The organism is Aliarcobacter vitoriensis, from assembly GCF_003316695.1.
GTDB classification, from domain to species: domain Bacteria; phylum Campylobacterota; class Campylobacteria; order Campylobacterales; family Arcobacteraceae; genus Aliarcobacter; species Aliarcobacter vitoriensis.
This window is the reverse complement of the sequence record NZ_PDKB01000024.1, coordinates 12,494-29,703: the sequence shown is the minus strand read 5'-3', so window position 1 is coordinate 29,703 and position 17,210 is coordinate 12,494. Positions and strand designations below refer to the sequence as shown.

Here is a 17,210-nt window from a genome sequence, read left to right as displayed (position 1 = left end):
ATGCTAAAACTGAAATGAAAATCTTTCTTTTCATCTTAAATCCTTTGTATTAATTTTGAGAATTTGTTTCTCTATATAGTAAGACGATTTAAATGAAAAAAATGGACAAATTTACAGAAAGAATTTTGAAATTTGTTAGTTTGAGTTACTTTTGGTAACAAAAATGAGACTATATTTAATGTAAGAATTAAATATTACAGTTTATATTTGATAGCAAAACTTTAAATTTCTATACTATAAAAACAATAGATATGCTTCCACAATGTGAAATATTTTTAAGTCATAAGTTAAACTTTATAAGTTTACCTTGTTTCAACTCATATAAATTATCTTTTATCTTTCTTATTAAATTTACTTTCTCTTTAAATTCTAAACTATTATCATATGATAAAGCCAAAAGCTTATTTGAATAAAATTTATGTAAAAGAACTAGTAATTCTTGGTTTAACCTTTGTTCATCATAACTTTCTAATTTATCATTTAATATTATTTTATTCAATGAGCTTGAATTAATATCTTCAAGTAACTCTTCAAAATCTTCTTTATGAAACTCAAACATTGAAGCATCTACTTTATCTAAAACCATATCCAATCTTCTTGGTTCTTCTAAAATAGATTTTATTATACAAAGTTCAGCGATATCAACTTTTGATAGATTTACTTCATTTACTCTTTTTTTAGAATTTGCAGTTTTAACCAAACTCTCTTTTATATTTAGCTTTTGAGCAATATATTTTTTGTACTCTTCTTGATACAATAAACTAAGAGTATTTAAATAATCATTTGTCTCATTTAAAGCTTTTTGTTTTTCAACAGGACTGTTTATATCATAGTTTGAAACTATATAATCAATAGCAAAATTTACAAAAGATATAGGATTTGAAAATAGTTTTCCTACTTCTTGAATTTGTCTATTTTTTATCATATCAGCTGGATCTTGTCCATCACTAAAAATAACAACTCCACCATCAAATCCAGCTTGACTTAACATAACAGAAGCCTTATAAGCTGCATTTAATCCTGCTTTATCACCATCATAAGCCAAAATAACTTTTGGTTCTCCCCTTCTTAAAAGTGGTAAATGCTCTTTTGTTAAAGCTGTTCCCAAAGTTGCAACTGCATTATTAAATCCAGCTTGATGAAGCATAATAACATCTAAATAACCTTCACAAACAACAATTTCTTTAGTTTTATAAATTTTCTCTTTTGCCAAATGATAGCCATACAAAAGTTTTGATTTATTAAAAAGATTTGTTTGTGGAGAGTTTACATATTTTGCTCCGTGATTTGTCAAAGTTCTTCCACCAAAACCTACAAGTTTTGCATTTATAGAGTAAATCGGAAACATCAATCTATCTATAAATCTTGAATACAATCCATTATCACCTTGACTTATAACTCCTACATCAATTGCATCATTTAAGTTATAATGGTTTGCTTTTAAAAAATCTATTGTACTACTTGAACTACTGGCATATCCTATTTCAAATTTTTCAATATATGAATCAAAAACTCCCCTACTTTGTAAGTATTCTTTGATATTTTGATTTGATAAAAGCTGTTTTTGAAAAAAACTGTTCACATCTTGTAAAACTTTATTATCACTTTTTTTAGAAACATTTGTATCATAATCCAAACTAAAGTTATACATAGAAGCTAGTTTTTCGATAGTTTCAGGATAAGAAAGTTTTTCATACTCCATAACAAATTTTATGCTATCTCCACCAACACCACAACCAAAGCAGTGATATATCTGTTTTGTTGGACTTACAACAAAAGAAGGTGTATCTTCTCCATGAAAAGGACAACAAGCTTTAAAATTTGCACCAGATTTTTTAACTTCAATAAACTGTGAAACTACATCAACAATATCAAGATGATTTTTTAGATTATCAATCGATTCTTTTTTTATCATTTGGCAATTATACACTTTTATTTTTTTATATGTACTTTTATGTTAGGATAACTCCTATTTATCATTTAAAAAAGGCTTTTTGTGGATAATATAGTTTTAGAGTATCGTGATCCGATTGTTGGAGTTATTTTAGTAGTTTTTTTAGTTTTTTTAATCTCATTTTTTACATACTCTTATGGAATATATAAAGAAAGAAGAGCTAGAAAAGATTATAGAAAATTATCTCTTAGATTTGAACTAGGAAAATTAAAAGAAGACGATTATATCAATTTATATAAAACATACAATCTCCCTTTTGACTCTATTTTACTTTTAGCATCTACTTTTTTGCATAAAGGAGATTACAACAAAGCTATTTCTGTATATTTAGCACTTCTTGAACATGTAAAAGATAGAGTAAAAAAAGAAGAATTACTAGAACTTTTAGGTACAACTTATCTAAAAGGTGGATTTTTACAAAGATCAAAAGATGTATTTTTAAAAATACTAAAAAACTCTCCACGAAATAAAAATGTACTAAAAAATCTTATGATTGTTTGCGAAAAACTAAAAGATTATAAAAAAGCAAAAGAGATAACAGAAGCACTAGAAGAGTTAAGCGTTGATGTAAAAAATGATAAAATCTATTTTGATAGCCTTTTGATAATAAATGATTCAATATTATCTTATGAAAAAAGAACAGACATTTTATACGAAATATTTAAAGAGAATAAAATAATTGAAAGAGTTTTTACAACTTTTTTACTCCAATTTAATAAAGATTTTTTCTACAATCACATAGATGAGTTTGATTGTTCAAAAATCATAGATATTTTATGGTATCAACCAAAAAACGATATTGACTTTGAAAAAGTTGAAAAAAATCAATTTCTAAAAGAAATATTAAATGCAAAAAATCATATAAATAACTTGGAAAATAGTAGCGATTTTGTTTTGGATATTCTAATTTTGATAAATAATCATAAAAAAGGTATAAATGCTTCATTGAATTTTGAGTTTATTTGTAGTTCTTGTAAACAATCTCACCCATTTTTTGAAGTACGATGTCCACATTGTCACAATATTTTTACACTTCAAGTAAAACACCATATATGCAAATCTTTTTTTCAAGCAAATCAATCTCTACAATAAGATAAAATAAATTTGTGTTATACTTTTAAAAAATTTACAAAGGATAAAAATTGAGTGACTATTCAAAACTTGAAAAGTGCTTGGATTATCAGTTTCAAAATAAAAATCTGATAATCGAAGCACTTACTCATAAAAGCTTCAAAAAACCATACAACAATGAAAGATTAGAGTTCTTAGGTGATGCTGTTTTAAATCTAATTGTTGGAGAATATTTATATAAAAAATTTCCAAAATCAAATGAAGGTGAACTATCTAAAATAAGAGCTAGTTTAGTAAATGAGACTGGTTTTACAAAACTTGCAAATGAGATAAATCTTGGTGATTATATCTTTATTTCAACAGCTGAAGAAAGAAACAAAGGAAGAACCAAATCTTCTATTTTATCTGATGCATTTGAAGCCATAATGGGAGCAATATATTTAGAAAGTGGTTTGGAAAACTTAAAGCCTATTGTTTTAAATCTATTGGAAAACTCTTATGATAAAATCAATCTTGATGTTTTATTTAGCGATTATAAAACTGCTTTACAAGAGATAACTCAAGCTAGATTTGCTTCGATTCCAGAGTATATTATTGAAGGTTCTTATGGTCCAGACCATAAAAAAGAGTTTGAAGTTTCTATTTGGATAGATGGAACAAATTTTGGAAAAGCAAGTGGTAAAAGTAAAAAATTAGCACAACAAGCTGCTGCAAAAATAGCTATTGACAAACTAAGAGAGGAAGAGAATTGAATACTTTTGGACATAGATTTAGATTTACAACATTTGGAGAATCTCACGGAAAAGCACTTGGTTGTATAGTTGATGGTGTTCCAGCTGGAATAAAAATAGATGAAGAGTTTATTCAAAATGAGATGAATAGAAGAAAGCCTGGACAAAATAAATATGCAACAGCTAGAAAAGAAGGTGATGTTGTAGAGATATTGAGTGGAGTTTTTGAAGGAGTTACTACTGGAACTTCTATTTCAATGATTATTTTTAATGAAAATCAAAAATCAAGCGATTACTCAAATGTAAAAGATTTGTTTCGTCCAGGACATGCTGATTTTACATATTTTAATAAATATGGAATTAGAGATTATAGAGGTGGGGGGAGAAGCTCTGCTCGTGAAACTGCTGCGAGAGTTGCAGCTGGTGCTATTGCAAAACTACTTTTAAAAGAACTAAATATAGATATAAAAAGTGGAATTTGTGAAATCAATGGGATAGAGGCTTCAAATTTTGATTTTGAAAATGTACAAAATTCTGAAATATTTGCACTTGATAAAAGTGTAGAAGAAGAACAAAAAAGAGCTATTTTAGATGCAAAAAATTCACACAATAGTGTTGGTGGAGTTGCACTTATAAATGTAAAAAATTGTCCTATTGGTTTAGGTGAACCAATATATCATAAATTAGATAGCCAAATAGCAAGTGCAATGATGAGTATAAATGCTGTGAAAGCTATTGAAATAGGTGATGGAATTTTAGCTTCAAAAGTTTTAGGATATGACAACAATGACCAAATAAGAAAAACTGGCTTTAAATCAAATCATAGTGGTGGAATACTTGGTGGAATTTCAAATGGTGATGATATAAATGTAAAAGTATATTTCAAAGCAACTCCATCTATTTTTATAGAACAAGATACAATTGATATTTACGGAAACGATGTAGAGTGTAAACTAAAAGGAAGACACGACCCTTGTGTAGCTGTAAGAGGTTCAGTTGTTGCTGAATCTATGATGGCTTTAGTTTTAGCTGATATGATACTTTTAAATCTATCTTCAAAAGTTGAAAATATAAAAAAAGTTTATAAAAAATAAATAAGAGAGCTTATATCAAGCCCTCTTGTATCCCCTCTTTTCTTTTCATATCCATAATTTCTAGCTCTTTTTCAGCAGTAATTACAATATCTTTATCAACACTAAAATCCAATCTTTCATCTTTTCCTTCGTAATCAACAGAATTTAAAATAACTTTGATTGAGTTAAGTCTTGCTAAAAATTTACTATCACTTCTGATAATTGTCCAAGGTGATTTATCTGTATTTGTATATTTCAACATATCATATTTTTTTTGTGTAAACTCTTCCCAACGACTTTGCATCTGCAAATCTATCTCACTTAATTTCCACTGTTTTAAAGGATTTTCTTCTCTCTCTTCAAATCTTCTAGCTTGTTCTTCTTTTGAAACTGATAGATAAATTTTTAAGAATTTAATACCATGTTCTATCAAATCTTCTTCAAATCTAGGAACACTTTTCATAAAAACTTCATACTCTTTTTGACTACAAAATCCAAAAACAGGTTCAACCATAGCTCTGTTATACCAACTTCTATCAAAAATAACTATCTCTCCACCAGATGGAAATTGCTCTACATATCTTTGATAGTACCATTGAGTTTTTTGAACATCTGATGGTTTTCCAAGTGCTACAACTCTATAATGTTTTTCATTCATATATCTTGTGATTCTTCGTATAGCTCCACCTTTTCCAGAAGCATCTCTACCTTCCATCAAAATAATCATCTTCTCATTGTGCTTTTCTAGGTGTTCTTGAAGTTTTATTAACTCAACTTGATATGGTTTTAAAAGTTCATCTTTTGTTCTATATGTAAATTTTGAGTGTAATTCGCTAATAAAACTTCCATTTCCTGATTCAAGTTTTTCTCTAAATTCATCTAAATTCATAGTTGCTTGATTTATTAAATTTTTATCATAATATTTATCAAATCCCATTTATTTCCTTTGTATTATATATTGGGGTTTATTATACTCAATTTTGATTACTTTTCAAGAACAATAACTATTTTGAAACGGTTCCAATATGTTTTTCAACAGAAGCTATCTTACTTTTTATCCTATCTTCTCCACTTGTTCTAATATCAAAATTTAAAACTGCATAAACTCTATTGCAACCTAAACTTTCAAGTTTCAAATAGCATAAATTTACCAAATCCAAAAGCTCTTTTAAAGTTTTTGCTTCAACAATAGTGTTCATAGATGTTAGTTGATATTTCAAACCACTATTTTTGATGATATTCAAAACCTCACTTACTTCTTTACTTTTGCTTCCATTTGTATCTGTTGGGAACATCGCTAGACTCATCAAAACTGACATTTATATCCTTTATATATTTTATATTTGATTAGCAAAAATAATACACAAATAAAGGTTTAATTGTCTTAAAAATTCATATTCTCTTGTAGCTCAGGCATATAGCTTTGAATTGTTTTGAAGTTTTTTTGAATAGTATCCTTTCATTTTTTTCGTTCTCCTTGTCTATAACTATATATACAAGGAAGAACAAAAAATCGGACGGTTTTATCTTTTAAAATAAAGGTTTCATATTTCGAAGATACATATTGTGATGAAGGTTAGTTGTTGTAAAAGTTATATCAGTTTTTGGTGCAAAAGTACCTGCCATATTTGTAAAACCTGTATATACAGGTATTACTTCAAAATTACCTGATAAGCTTTTTACCTCTTTTAAAGTATTTAGTGAAATTATTCTAGCTGGTTCATTGTTATAAGCACTTTTAACATCTTTTCTATCTATATGAGAATGTAGTTCTAACTCAAATTTCAAATTTTTATTATTAAATACCTTTAAAACTACTTCATTACCAGATTGTAAAAATTGTATTTTATCATGATCAGTAGATAATACATATGATTTTTTATTTACAATATCATAAGTTTCTAATACATTTTGTCCACCAAAAACACCTGTTGAATATATAACATAAACTATATCATTTCTAATACCTAATATTCGAGCATCCATTTTATATTCTTCTTTAATCATGTTTGAGAATCATTGAGCAATTATTTTCCTATTTGAAGCAAATAATGTTTCAATACCGTATATTCCAGATTTACTAACACCTATATTATAATTACCCATAGGATTAGAAAAAGTTTTATGATAACCTTGGCTACCACTTAAATCTAGATTTTTATTTATAAGTTTAAATGTTTTTCCATCAAAATTATAAACATTATCATAAATATTACTTTGATTTCTTTCTAGTTTAGTTAGTAATAAAAATTTATTATCATCTACAAACCAAGATATAAATGAGTTTTTCAAATAGTATAATCCATAACTATCATTTAAATATTATTTTGATAACATATATAAATTTCATTAAAAAGGATTAATATGCAATTAGACGTAAATGCCGAAGTTATTTTATCTCAACTTGGTTACTCAAACAATGAATCTTCTTTACAGCAAGCACAAACAATGATAGAATCTACAAAAAATTTTGATAAATTTGCAAAACATATCTTAACTTTAAATGACCATCTAAAAAAGATGAATGCCTATATCGCACTATCAAATACAACTGATTATCTAAAAATTAAATGCGATGAAAATGATGCAAAAGAAATCATAGAAGAGTTCCACGATATAGTTTCAAAATGGGCAACAAAATACAATGTCGATATAGAAAGAGTTAGTAAAAAACCAACTTACTATATCTTAGGTGTTTCAAACTAGAAAATATCTCTTTTACTATGACAATAAGGCATTTTATTATGCCTGTTGTAGTAGTTTTGATGATACTCTTCTGCTTTATAAAAATCTACCTTTTTATACAAACTTGTTGCTACTTCGTAACCTTTTTCTTTTAATTTCATTATCAAATCCAAAGCTATATTTTTTTGATTTTCATCACAATAAAAAATTGCACTTAAATATTGACTCCCTATATCTGGACCTTGTCCATTTGTTTGAGTAAAATTATGAATTTCGAAAAATAACTTTACCAAATCTTCATATCTTACAATATTTTCATCAAACTCAACTTCAACTGTTTCTATATATCCACTAAATCCACTACAAACTATCTCATAAGTTGGATTTTTTATGTGTCCACCCATATATCCTGATATTACACTTTTAACACCAGCTACTTTTTGAAAAAAATATTCGACTCCCCAGAAACATCCTGCACCAAAATATGCTTTTGAAATTGCCATGTTTATTCCTTTTCAAAATTTAAAGATATAGAGTTTACACAATGTCTAATATTTTTTTGTGTAAAACCTTCTCCTTCAAAAATATGCCCTAAATGTCCGCCACAATTAGCACAAACTATTTCAGTTCTTCTTCCATCAATATCAGGAACTTTTTTAACTGCATCTTTTATTTCATCATCAAAGCTTGGCCATCCACAACCAGATTTAAACTTATCCTGGCTTCTATAAAGTGGAGTATTACATTTTTTACAAAGATATGTTCCTTTTTCATAAAAATCATTATATATCCCACTATTTGGATATTCTGTTCCTTTTTGTTCTATTACATACTTCTCTTGTTCACTTAATTCATTAAATTTCATAGATTTTTTTCCTTTAAAATAGTATGATACTTGTTTTAGAAAATTATAACCAAAGGCATTTTAAATGAAAGAGAATCTACTTATAGTTTGGACAAATGGAGATATAGAAGTTGCAAATAACTTTCCACTTTTATATTCAAGTGTAATTTTAGATAGAAACTACTGGAAAACAGCACATTTAATGCTTTGGGGACCATCAATATTGCTTGTAAAAAATCAAACATTTATAAAAGAGAAAATACGACATATCATAAGTACAGGTGTAAAAATGAGTGCTTGTATTGTTTGCGTAGAAGATTATGGTGCTAGAGAAGAATTAGAAAAACTTGGAATTGAAGTAACTCATACAGGTGAGCTTTTAACAAAAGCTTTAAAAGATGATAGCTATTCTGTTTTGACTATTTAAGCTTTTTCAGAAACTCTTTTATTAAAAATGAAGTAATACCCCAAATTACTTCATCTTCCCATTTATAAACCCAAACTTTATGATTTTTATTTCCCCAAGGTTCATGATATATTTTAGGTAAACCTAAATCTTTTGTAGGAAAATATTCTATTATATCTCCATTATCATCTATTTCATAAGGCATTATTTGATTTTTTAAAGTATAAACTTCTGGTTTTGTATTTTTAAAAAAAGATAGAGGAATTAATAAAATTTTTTCAACTTCATTTTTATCTATTTTTAAATTTTTTAAAGCTTTACTTTTTATTTTACCTACAAATGGTTCTATTAAAACACCAATAGAAGTATAGTAAGTATCAAGCTGTCCAAAGATATTTATATCTTTCTTAAGAATTCCTAACTCTTCATAAAGTTCTCTATAAACCGTATCTTTGAAATTTTTATCTAAACTTTGATCAAATCCACCACCAGCAAAACAAATATCTCCACCTTGCTTTATATGCTTTGCTCTTTTTTGAAAAAGTAGATGATATTTTCCTTTTATTTTTATAAGAGGAATTAAAACTGCACTATTAAAAATTCTATCTCTTCCTAAAATATTTGGATGTTTTGGAAGCTTTGCTTTCAGTGATTTTATTTTAGAATTTTTCATCATGATTTTCTATATATTTTATAGCATCTATCATAGTTTTAGTTATTTTTAATAACTCTTTTTGTGAAATTGTATATGCAACTATCGAGTAAAAAAGCTTACCAAAAGGACGAAGCCAAACCCCATTTTCCACACAAAAATCTTGAAGTTTTGAAGCATATTTATCATCTTTAAGCTCTATTATTCCAATAACTCCAATATTTCTTACATTTTTTACTATTTTGCTATCTTTTATTTTTTCTAATTCTTCTTCAAATATTTTCTCTATTTTTAAAACTCTTTTTTGCCAAGGAGAATTTAAAAGTAAATCTATACTTGCATTTGCAACGCTACAAGCCAATGGATTTGCCATAAATGTTGGACCATGCATAAGTACCCCAATTTGGCTATTTGAAATAGTATCACTTATATCTTTTGTTGTAAGCATAGCAGCCATTGTCATATATCCACCAGTTAAGCCTTTTCCAATAGTTAAGATATCTGGTTTTATATTTGTATATTCATAAGCAAACATTTTTCCAGTATGCCCAAAACCAGTTGCAATTTCATCAAAAATAAACAAAATATCATACTTTTCACAAAGTTTTTTTGCAGTTTCAAGATATTTTGGATTATATATTCTCATACCTCCAGCACCTTGAACAACTGGCTCTATTATAAATCCTGCTATTTCGTTATGGTGTTTTTTTAAAATCTCTTCCAACTCTTTTAATTCTTTTGAACAATCACTATCAAATCCTAAAGATGGAGCTTGTGTAAAAATATTTTGACTTAAATATGTTCCATAAAGAGAGTGCATAGAGTTTTCTTTATCACAAACACTCATTGCTCCTAGAGTATCACCATGATAAGCATTTTTTAATGCTAAAAATTTATATTTATCTTTTCCTTTTGCTTTTTGATACAAAATAGCAGTTTTTAAAGCTACTTCAACTGAAACTGAACCACTATCACATAAAAAAACTGAGTTCAAACCAGTTAAATCAACCAATTTCTTACTCAAAATTGAAGCTGGTTTATGAGTTAAACCACCAAACATAATATGTGGCATAATTTTAAGTTGCTTTTTCAAAGATTTATTTAAAAATTTATTATTATATCCATGAATTGCACTCCACCAAGAACTCATACCATCTATAAGTTTTTCTCCACTCTCCAAATATATTTTGCATTTTTTAGTCTTTTTTACACCTAAAATTTTAGTTTTTGAAGGTAAAGAGTTATATGGATGCCAAGTGTGATTTTTATCTATTTCTAAATAATTCAAATGTTACTCCTATTATTCCACGATATTTAAAGCAATAGTTACCATTGCCCCTTTATAAGATACATTTTCAAAAGTAAATTCAGAATTTTTTATAAAGATTTCTCCATTCATATGTTTAGAAATAATCTGATTTGACATATAAAGTCCTATTCCAGTTCCACTATATTGATGTTTAGTAGTAAAATATGGTTCAAAAACTTTATCTAAGATATTCTCATCAATTCCTCCAGCATTATCTTTTATTTCAATTAAAACTCTATTTTTATTAACTTTTAACTCAATAACTATAATTCTTTTATCAATTTTATTTTGTTCTAATGCATCTTTTGAATTATTCAAAATATTTATTAAAACCTGTATTAGCTCTGTTTCATAACCAAATATTTTAATACTTTTTGATTTATATTCTACCTTCACCATATTTTTTACAAGACTCATATTAACTAATTCTATACTTTTTTTGATACAAGAATCTAAATCAAAAATCTCTTTATTTTTTTGTGGTTTAAAGAAATATCTAAAGTCATCTATTGTTTCAGATAGATACAAAGAAGTGCTTACAATAGAGTCTGTTATTTTGAATAATTCATCATCATCTAACATATTTAGCTGTTTCTTCAATTTTATCGAACTTGCATTTGTAGATATAATTGACAATGGTTGTCGCCACTGATGAGCTATATTTTCTATCATTTGTCCCATAGAGATCATTTTTTGTTGTTGAGATAAGATTCTATCTTTTTGTAAATTTTTATCAACCTCTTTTTTTATCCTATTTGCCAATCTTTTATTTACATTTTTAAGTTGTCTAGTCTTTAAACTAACTAGATATTTAAGTCTTTTATTCATCCTATTTAAGAAAATTTGTCTATACAGAATAACTCCCAATATAACTAAAAGTGCAATAAAAATTTTTGTAGCTGTTGCAAAATCAAAATAATTTTCATATTTTGTATAAACCCACTTATTCACAATATCAACTATCTGTTTTTCATCTATTGATTGTACTAATTTTTCAAAAATATTATATATTTCTACTTTATCTTTGTTTACTGCAATTGATACGCTTAAACTTTCATCTATCTTTCCAGAAATTGATATTTTAGATAAATATTTTGTTTGAATGTTATACCAAGAAGTTGCAATAGTATCTATATGTCCAAAAACATCATCAGAGAGTATTTTTTCCATAGCTTCATCAAAATTATTTACTGGAATAAAATCTATATCTTTATATTTATCTTTTAATTTTTCAATTAATTCATAGTTTTTATTTACAGTAATTTTCTTATTTTTTAAAGAACTTAAGTTATCTATAAATGTTACACTACTTGAAGTTAATAAAACAAGTGGAATTTTCATATATGGTTTTGTATATAAAAAATCCGTTTCACCTTGATTTGGTTTTACAGATATTGACAAAATATCACACTTATTTTTATATAGATTTGTTAAGGTTTCACTCCAAGTCGAAGTTGGTACAAGTTTTATAGGTTTTGGTAGCTTTGTTTGAAGTAATGAAATATAATCAGCTACAACTCCTTTAAAAATATCATTTTCAACTTGACTATATGGTAATATATTTGGGGCAGAACACATTTTTATATCTATGATTTTATCTAAATATTTTTGCTCTTCATACGTAAATTTTATATTATCATCATTCAAATTTGCAAAATAACTATTTATATCTATATGATTATCTATTAATCCCATTAGATTATATAAATCATAAATTCTTTGAAACTTCTCTTTTTTTATATCTCCTAATTCAATATCTTTTACATAAGATAACTTTTTTAGTTCATTTGCTTCAAATATCAATTCATCTTTTGTCAGGTTTTGACTATTATATTTTTCTAAAATTGTATTAACACTATCATCTATATGAGTATAAGCATATTCCCAACCCTTTAAAGATGCTTTCTTAAAATCTAAGACTATATTTTTATTATCTTTTACATAATCTTCATTTGTATATAAAAAATCACTGTATAAATCAAATCCATAATCTTTTGGAGAAAATACATTATATTTTATATTATCTTTTTCTAGCCAATATGGTGCTTTTGAAATATAAGCTGTTATCAAATCTGTTTTTTTATCTATCAAGTCATTTATATTATGAGAATGTGGAATTATATTTATACTGTTTATATCTATTTTGTTTGATACTATCATAGATTTTATAGATACTTCACTAGAATCATCTAAAGTAGTCATCATTGTTTTATTTTGGAATTTTGATATAACATCAACACCTGAATTTTTTGTACTAATCAAAACTAAAGGTGATACCTGAAAAAGTGCATTTATAATTACAATATTTTTATTTCGAGATTTTTCAACTATTAAATTTTCTCTTCCAATAGCAAAATTAATTTCACCATCATTTACACTTTTTGGAATATCTATATCAAATGAGAATGGTAAAATTTCAACATCAAGACCTAACTCTTCATAAAAACCTTTTTCCTTTGCCATATAGTAACCAGCATATTGAAATTGGTCAAACCAAGCTAATTGAAGTGTAACTTTTTTTAAATCTTTTGAATACATATTTGTAGAAAAGATGATAAATATAATAAAAAATTTAAGATTTAAAAAAAATTTCAATTTTAGCCTTTAAAATCTATACCAAAAATTTTGGTATAGAATATTTTTTAGTGTAAAAAGTGTCTTATTCCAGAAAAATATAGAGCCATTCCATATTCATTTGCTGCCTCTATAATTTCGTCATCTCTGATACTTCCACCTGGCTCAATAACACATTTAACACCTGCTTTTTGTGCCTCATCAATACTATCTCTAAATGGGAAGAATGCTTCACTTGCTAAAACTGCTCCAGTTACATCAATTTCTAAATCACTAGCTTTTCTTAAAGCAGCTTTTGCAGCATCAACACGGCTTGTCATTCCCATACCAACAGCAACCATTGCAGAATTTTTTACATAAACTACACAATTTGATTTTGTTAAACTTGCTATTTTATAAGCAATTTCCATATCTTTTATCTCTTGTTGAGATGCAGCTCTTTTTGACATAAGTTTTGAGTTTTTAACTTCATCAACTCCAACTTTATCAGCATCTTGATATACAAATCCTCCATCAACTCTTTTAAAATCAATCTCATCATTTGCCAATTCTAAAAATTCAGTTCCTTGCTCAAAAAGTTTAATTCTTTTTTTACTTTCAAAAACTGCTACTGCTTCTGGTGTAAATTTTGCAGCAAAGATAACTTCTAAAAAAATCTCATTCATTTTCTCTGATAACTCTTTATCAACTATTCCATTTACTGCTACAACTCCACCAAAAGCTGAAATTGGATCACATTTTAGTGCTTCAATATAAGAATCTAATAAAGTATCTTTTATAGCAAAACCACATGGATTTCCATGTTTTACTATACAAACAGCTTTATCTTTTCCAAAAGCAGCAGCAATTTTAGCAGCTCCACTAATATCACCCATATTATTGAAACTTGGTTCTCCTTTTACAATTTTAAATTTACTTGAAAATTGTTTATCGAACTCATATAAAGCACCTTTTTGATGTGGATTTTCTCCATATCTTGTATCAAATACTTTATTTCCAACTATAAATTGTTTTGCCCCAAAACCATTATTAAATCTTTTGTTCATATAGTTTGCAATCATAGAATCATAAGAAGCTGTGTGTTCATAAGCTTTTATCATTAAATCTCTTCTAAACTCGTACGTATTTGTATTGTTTTTTAGATTATTTAATACTAAATCATAATCAGCAACATCTGTAACAATAATAACTGAATCAAAGTTTTTAGCAGCACTTCTAACCATCGCTGGTCCACCAATGTCTATATTTTCAATAATTTCTTCAAAATCATCTGTTTTTTCTATTGTTGCTTTAAATGGATATAAATTTACACAAACTAAATCAATACCTTCAACACCTAACTCTTTAGCTTGGTCTAAATGTGATTGTTTATCTCGTCTATGTAAAATTCCACCGTGAATATAAGGATTTAAAGTTTTTACTCTTCCTTCAAAACATTCTGGAAATTTTGTAACTTCATTTGCTTCAATTACAGATACACCTTCTTCTTTTAACTTACTATAAGTTCCTCCAGTTGAAATTATCTCATAACCTAATTTTACAAGCTCTTTTGCAAAATTTACAACACCACTTTTATCACTTACACTAATTAATGCTCTCATTCTTTCCCTTCTTTTAATTTTAAAAATAAAAAAAGCCAAACTAAAAAGTTTGGCTAATAAAGATTTTATTGATCTTGTTCTATTACTTCTTTAAATCTATTAAAGTAAACTTGACTTAATTTATCTAACTCTTTAAAAATATCATTTATTATGATTTTATCTCCACCAGTTTTTCCAATACTTATACAAGAAATTCCATTTTTAGATGCTAATTGTTCAAATGCTTCACAATTTGAAAGTTCAACTTCTACTATTGCTCGACTTAAACTTTCACTAAAAATATCTTTACCATCTTCTAAAGAGATATTTGCTTCAACTCCAATATTTCCAACAACAGCCATTTTTGCCAAAGATATAGCAATTCCACCAAGATTTACATCTTTTGCAGATTTTAAAAGCTTAGCTTTATTTGCTTCAATTACTGTATTCCATAAATTAAGTTCTTTTTCAAAATCAACTTCAGGGTGAGTTCCTGCTACTTTTCCATAAAGTTTTTTTAGATATAAACTTCCACCAAACTCTGATTTTGTATCTCCTAAAAGATATAAGATATTTCCATTTCCTTGAAGTTTTGCACTTAATACATTATTTGCATCTTCATTTACTCCCACCATAGCAATAGAAGGTGTTGGGAAAACTCCTACTCCATTTGTTTCGTTATATAAAGATACATTTCCACCAATAACTGGAGTATTTAAAGCTCTACAAGCATTTTTTATACCTTCACAACTCTCTTTAAACTGCCACATAACTTCTGGATTTTGTGGATTACCAAAATTTAAACAATCTGTAATAGCTTTTGGAACAGCGCCACTCATAGCAACATTTCTTCCACTTTCCATAACAGCTGCTGCTGCTCCTAATTGTGGATTAATATAGCAAAATCTTGTATTACAATCAGCACTCATACTTAAAGCTTTTCCCGTCTCTTTAATCCTAATTGTTGAACCATCAAGACTTCCAGGACCTTTTATAGTATTTGTTTGCACCATTGAATCAAATTGATTATAAATCCAAGATTTATCTACAACTTCCATATCCGAAAAAAGTTCATCAAAAGCGATTTGATTTGAGATTTCTTTATCTAATTTTACATTTTCAATAGTTTTTAAATATTCTGGTTCTTTAATTGGTCTATCTAAAACTGGTGCTTGTTCACTCACTGGTTGAACTGGAATATCAGCAACTTTTTCACCATGCCAAAATAGTTCCATATTTCCAGTATTTGTAACTTCACCAATAACAGCAACATCAAGCTCCCATTTTTGGAAAATATCTATAATATCTTGCTCACAACCTTTTTTAGCACAAATAAGCATTCTTTCTTGAGATTCACTTAACATAAAATCATAAGGAGTCATTCCCTCTTCTCGTGCAGGAACTTTATTTAAATGCATAACCATTCCAGAACCACTTCTTCCTGCCATTTCAAATGAAGATGAAGTAAGTCCTGCAGCTCCCATATCTTGAATACCAACAATTAAATCTTTTTTAAATAGTTCTAAACAAGCCTCTAAAAGTAGTTTTTCAGTAAATGGATCTCCAACTTGAACAGTTGGTCTTTTGCTTTCACTATCTTCTGTAAAAGAGGCACTTGACATAACAGCCCCACCAAGTCCATCTCGTCCAGTTTTACTTCCTACATAGATAACAGGATTTCCTATACCTTCAGCTCGTCCATAAAAAATTTCATCAGCTTTCGCTAAACCTAAAGTAAATGCATTTACAAGATTATTTCCAGCATAACACTCTTCAAAAGTTGTCTCTCCACCAATAGTTGGAACACCCATACAGTTTCCATATCCACCAATTCCAGCAACAACACCTTTTAAAAGATATCTATGTTTTTTAGCAGTTTCACTATCTCCTTCAATTGAAGCAAATCTTATAGAGTTCATACTAGCAACTGGTCTTGCACCCATTGTAAATACATCTCTTAAAATTCCTCCAACTCCAGTAGCAGCTCCTTGATAAGGCTCTATGAAACTTGGGTGATTGTGAGATTCCATTTTAAATACAGCAGCATATCCATCGCCAATATCTATAACTCCAGCATTTTCTCCAGGTCCTTGAATAACCCATGGTGCTTTTGTTGGGAAACCACTTAAATATTTTTTACTTGATTTATATGAGCAGTGTTCGCTCCACATAGCAGAAAAGATACCAATTTCAACATAATTTGGCTCTCTTCCTAAAATTTCTTTGATATTTTCAAACTCTTCTAAAGTTAAAGAGTGTGCAAGTGCTATTTCTTGAATATTCATCTCTTTTTTTTGCATTTTTCGCCTTAAATTTGGTTATTGAATTTAA

General features: G+C 27.4%; 17 protein-coding genes. 5 read left to right on the top strand and 12 right to left on the bottom strand.

Annotated elements, in window-relative coordinates:
* Positions 1-280: 280 nt before the first annotated feature.
* On the bottom strand, positions 281-1,915 hold the full coding sequence (dnaG, locus tag CRU91_RS11160) for a DNA primase (RefSeq protein WP_113895299.1): 1,635 nt from the start codon (positions 1,913-1,915) through the stop codon (positions 281-283).
* 81 nt (positions 1,916-1,996) lie between these two features.
* Here dnaG and CRU91_RS11155 point away from each other — a divergent pair, with 81 nt between their 5' ends.
* The 3 genes from CRU91_RS11155 to aroC are packed head-to-tail and all read left to right on the top strand — an operon-like array spanning position 1,997 to position 4,850.
* Entirely contained in the window at positions 1,997-3,046 is a 1,050-nt protein-coding gene (locus CRU91_RS11155) for a tetratricopeptide repeat protein (RefSeq protein ID WP_113895298.1), read from the top strand.
* Between the two features lie 50 nt (positions 3,047-3,096).
* On the top strand, positions 3,097-3,777 hold the full coding sequence (gene rnc, locus CRU91_RS11150; protein ID WP_113895297.1) for a ribonuclease III: 681 nt from the start codon (positions 3,097-3,099) through the stop codon (positions 3,775-3,777).
* A complete protein-coding gene (gene aroC / locus CRU91_RS11145) occupies positions 3,774-4,850 on the top strand; it encodes a chorismate synthase (RefSeq protein WP_113895296.1) in 1,077 nt (358 codons plus the stop codon). The genes rnc and aroC overlap by 4 nt, the downstream gene beginning before the upstream one ends.
* A 10-nt stretch (positions 4,851-4,860) precedes the next feature.
* On the opposite strand, the gene ppk2 is transcribed toward aroC, so the two are convergent.
* The 4 genes from ppk2 to CRU91_RS11125 form a co-directional block, all read right to left on the bottom strand.
* Complete coding sequence (gene ppk2, locus CRU91_RS11140) at positions 4,861-5,766, bottom strand: polyphosphate kinase 2 (protein ID WP_113895295.1); 906 nt, start codon at positions 5,764-5,766, stop codon at positions 4,861-4,863.
* Positions 5,767-5,833: 67 nt separating this feature from the next.
* Entirely contained in the window at positions 5,834-6,148 is a 315-nt protein-coding gene (locus CRU91_RS11135; protein WP_113895294.1) for a thiamine-binding protein, read from the bottom strand.
* Positions 6,149-6,359: 211 nt separating this feature from the next.
* Positions 6,360-6,815: a hypothetical protein gene (locus tag CRU91_RS11130; RefSeq protein WP_146951617.1), complete on the bottom strand. Its 456-nt coding sequence runs from the start codon at positions 6,813-6,815 to the stop codon at positions 6,360-6,362.
* 30 nt (positions 6,816-6,845) lie between these two features.
* The gene (locus tag CRU91_RS11125) at positions 6,846-7,121 is read right to left on the bottom strand and encodes a hypothetical protein (protein WP_113895292.1); all 276 of its coding nucleotides are present in this window, start codon (positions 7,119-7,121) and stop codon (positions 6,846-6,848) included.
* Between the two features lie 72 nt (positions 7,122-7,193).
* Between CRU91_RS11125 and CRU91_RS11120 the strand changes: the two genes are divergently transcribed.
* The gene (locus CRU91_RS11120; RefSeq protein WP_113895291.1) at positions 7,194-7,535 is read left to right on the top strand and encodes a hypothetical protein; all 342 of its coding nucleotides are present in this window, start codon (positions 7,194-7,196) and stop codon (positions 7,533-7,535) included.
* Here CRU91_RS11120 and msrA read toward each other — a convergent pair.
* On the bottom strand, positions 7,532-8,017 hold the full coding sequence (gene msrA / locus CRU91_RS11115) for a peptide-methionine (S)-S-oxide reductase MsrA (RefSeq protein WP_113895290.1): 486 nt from the start codon (positions 8,015-8,017) through the stop codon (positions 7,532-7,534). The two genes, CRU91_RS11120 and msrA, sit on opposite strands and share 4 nt — an antisense overlap.
* A gap of 2 nt (positions 8,018-8,019) precedes the next feature.
* Positions 8,020-8,379 carry a methionine-R-sulfoxide reductase gene (locus tag CRU91_RS11110; protein WP_113895289.1) on the bottom strand — a complete coding sequence of 120 codons (360 nt, stop codon included), beginning with the start codon at positions 8,377-8,379 and terminating at the stop codon, positions 8,020-8,022.
* Positions 8,380-8,443: 64 nt separating this feature from the next.
* Between CRU91_RS11110 and CRU91_RS11105 the strand changes: the two genes are divergently transcribed.
* On the top strand, positions 8,444-8,785 hold the full coding sequence (locus CRU91_RS11105) for a DsrE family protein (RefSeq protein WP_113895288.1): 342 nt from the start codon (positions 8,444-8,446) through the stop codon (positions 8,783-8,785).
* Here the strand turns inward: CRU91_RS11105 and CRU91_RS11100 are convergent.
* The 5 genes from CRU91_RS11100 to purL all read right to left on the bottom strand — a co-directional run bounded on the left by CRU91_RS11100 (position 8,778) and on the right by purL (position 17,179).
* Positions 8,778-9,437 carry an NUDIX hydrolase gene (locus CRU91_RS11100; protein WP_113895301.1) on the bottom strand — a complete coding sequence of 220 codons (660 nt, stop codon included), beginning with the start codon at positions 9,435-9,437 and terminating at the stop codon, positions 8,778-8,780. The two genes, CRU91_RS11105 and CRU91_RS11100, sit on opposite strands and share 8 nt — an antisense overlap.
* The gene (bioA, locus tag CRU91_RS11095) at positions 9,424-10,704 is read right to left on the bottom strand and encodes an adenosylmethionine--8-amino-7-oxononanoate transaminase (RefSeq protein WP_113895287.1); all 1,281 of its coding nucleotides are present in this window, start codon (positions 10,702-10,704) and stop codon (positions 9,424-9,426) included. The genes CRU91_RS11100 and bioA overlap by 14 nt, the downstream gene beginning before the upstream one ends.
* Positions 10,705-10,716: 12 nt before the next feature.
* Positions 10,717-13,320, bottom strand: coding sequence for an ABC transporter substrate-binding protein (locus CRU91_RS11090; RefSeq protein ID WP_235827006.1), 2,604 nt, complete (start codon positions 13,318-13,320; stop codon positions 10,717-10,719).
* A gap of 47 nt (positions 13,321-13,367) precedes the next feature.
* A complete protein-coding gene (gene purH / locus CRU91_RS11085; RefSeq protein ID WP_113895286.1) occupies positions 13,368-14,900 on the bottom strand; it encodes a bifunctional phosphoribosylaminoimidazolecarboxamide formyltransferase/IMP cyclohydrolase in 1,533 nt (510 codons plus the stop codon).
* Positions 14,901-14,965: 65 nt separating this feature from the next.
* The gene (purL, locus tag CRU91_RS11080; protein ID WP_113895285.1) at positions 14,966-17,179 is read right to left on the bottom strand and encodes a phosphoribosylformylglycinamidine synthase subunit PurL; all 2,214 of its coding nucleotides are present in this window, start codon (positions 17,177-17,179) and stop codon (positions 14,966-14,968) included.
* Positions 17,180-17,210 lie beyond the last annotated feature (31 nt).

Excerpts from the sequence above, each read along its gene's own strand:
- dnaG (WP_113895299.1), bottom strand. The coding sequence starts at position 1,915 with ATGATAAAAAAAGAATCGATTGATAATCTAAAAAATCATCTTGATATT.
- ppk2 (WP_113895295.1), bottom strand. The coding sequence starts at position 5,766 with ATGGGATTTGATAAATATTATGATAAAAATTTAATAAATCAAGCAACT.
- CRU91_RS11135 (WP_113895294.1), bottom strand. The coding sequence starts at position 6,148 with ATGTCAGTTTTGATGAGTCTAGCGATGTTCCCAACAGATACAAATGGA.
- CRU91_RS11130 (WP_146951617.1), bottom strand. The coding sequence starts at position 6,815 with ATGGATGCTCGAATATTAGGTATTAGAAATGATATAGTTTATGTTATA.
- CRU91_RS11120 (WP_113895291.1), top strand. The coding sequence starts at position 7,194 with ATGCAATTAGACGTAAATGCCGAAGTTATTTTATCTCAACTTGGTTAC.
- msrA (WP_113895290.1), bottom strand. The coding sequence starts at position 8,017 with ATGGCAATTTCAAAAGCATATTTTGGTGCAGGATGTTTCTGGGGAGTC.
- CRU91_RS11110 (WP_113895289.1), bottom strand. The coding sequence starts at position 8,379 with ATGAAATTTAATGAATTAAGTGAACAAGAGAAGTATGTAATAGAACAA.
- CRU91_RS11105 (WP_113895288.1), top strand. The coding sequence starts at position 8,444 with ATGAAAGAGAATCTACTTATAGTTTGGACAAATGGAGATATAGAAGTT.
- CRU91_RS11100 (WP_113895301.1), bottom strand. The coding sequence starts at position 9,437 with ATGAAAAATTCTAAAATAAAATCACTGAAAGCAAAGCTTCCAAAACAT.
- purH (WP_113895286.1), bottom strand. The coding sequence starts at position 14,900 with ATGAGAGCATTAATTAGTGTAAGTGATAAAAGTGGTGTTGTAAATTTT.
- purL (WP_113895285.1), bottom strand. The coding sequence starts at position 17,179 with ATGCAAAAAAAAGAGATGAATATTCAAGAAATAGCACTTGCACACTCT.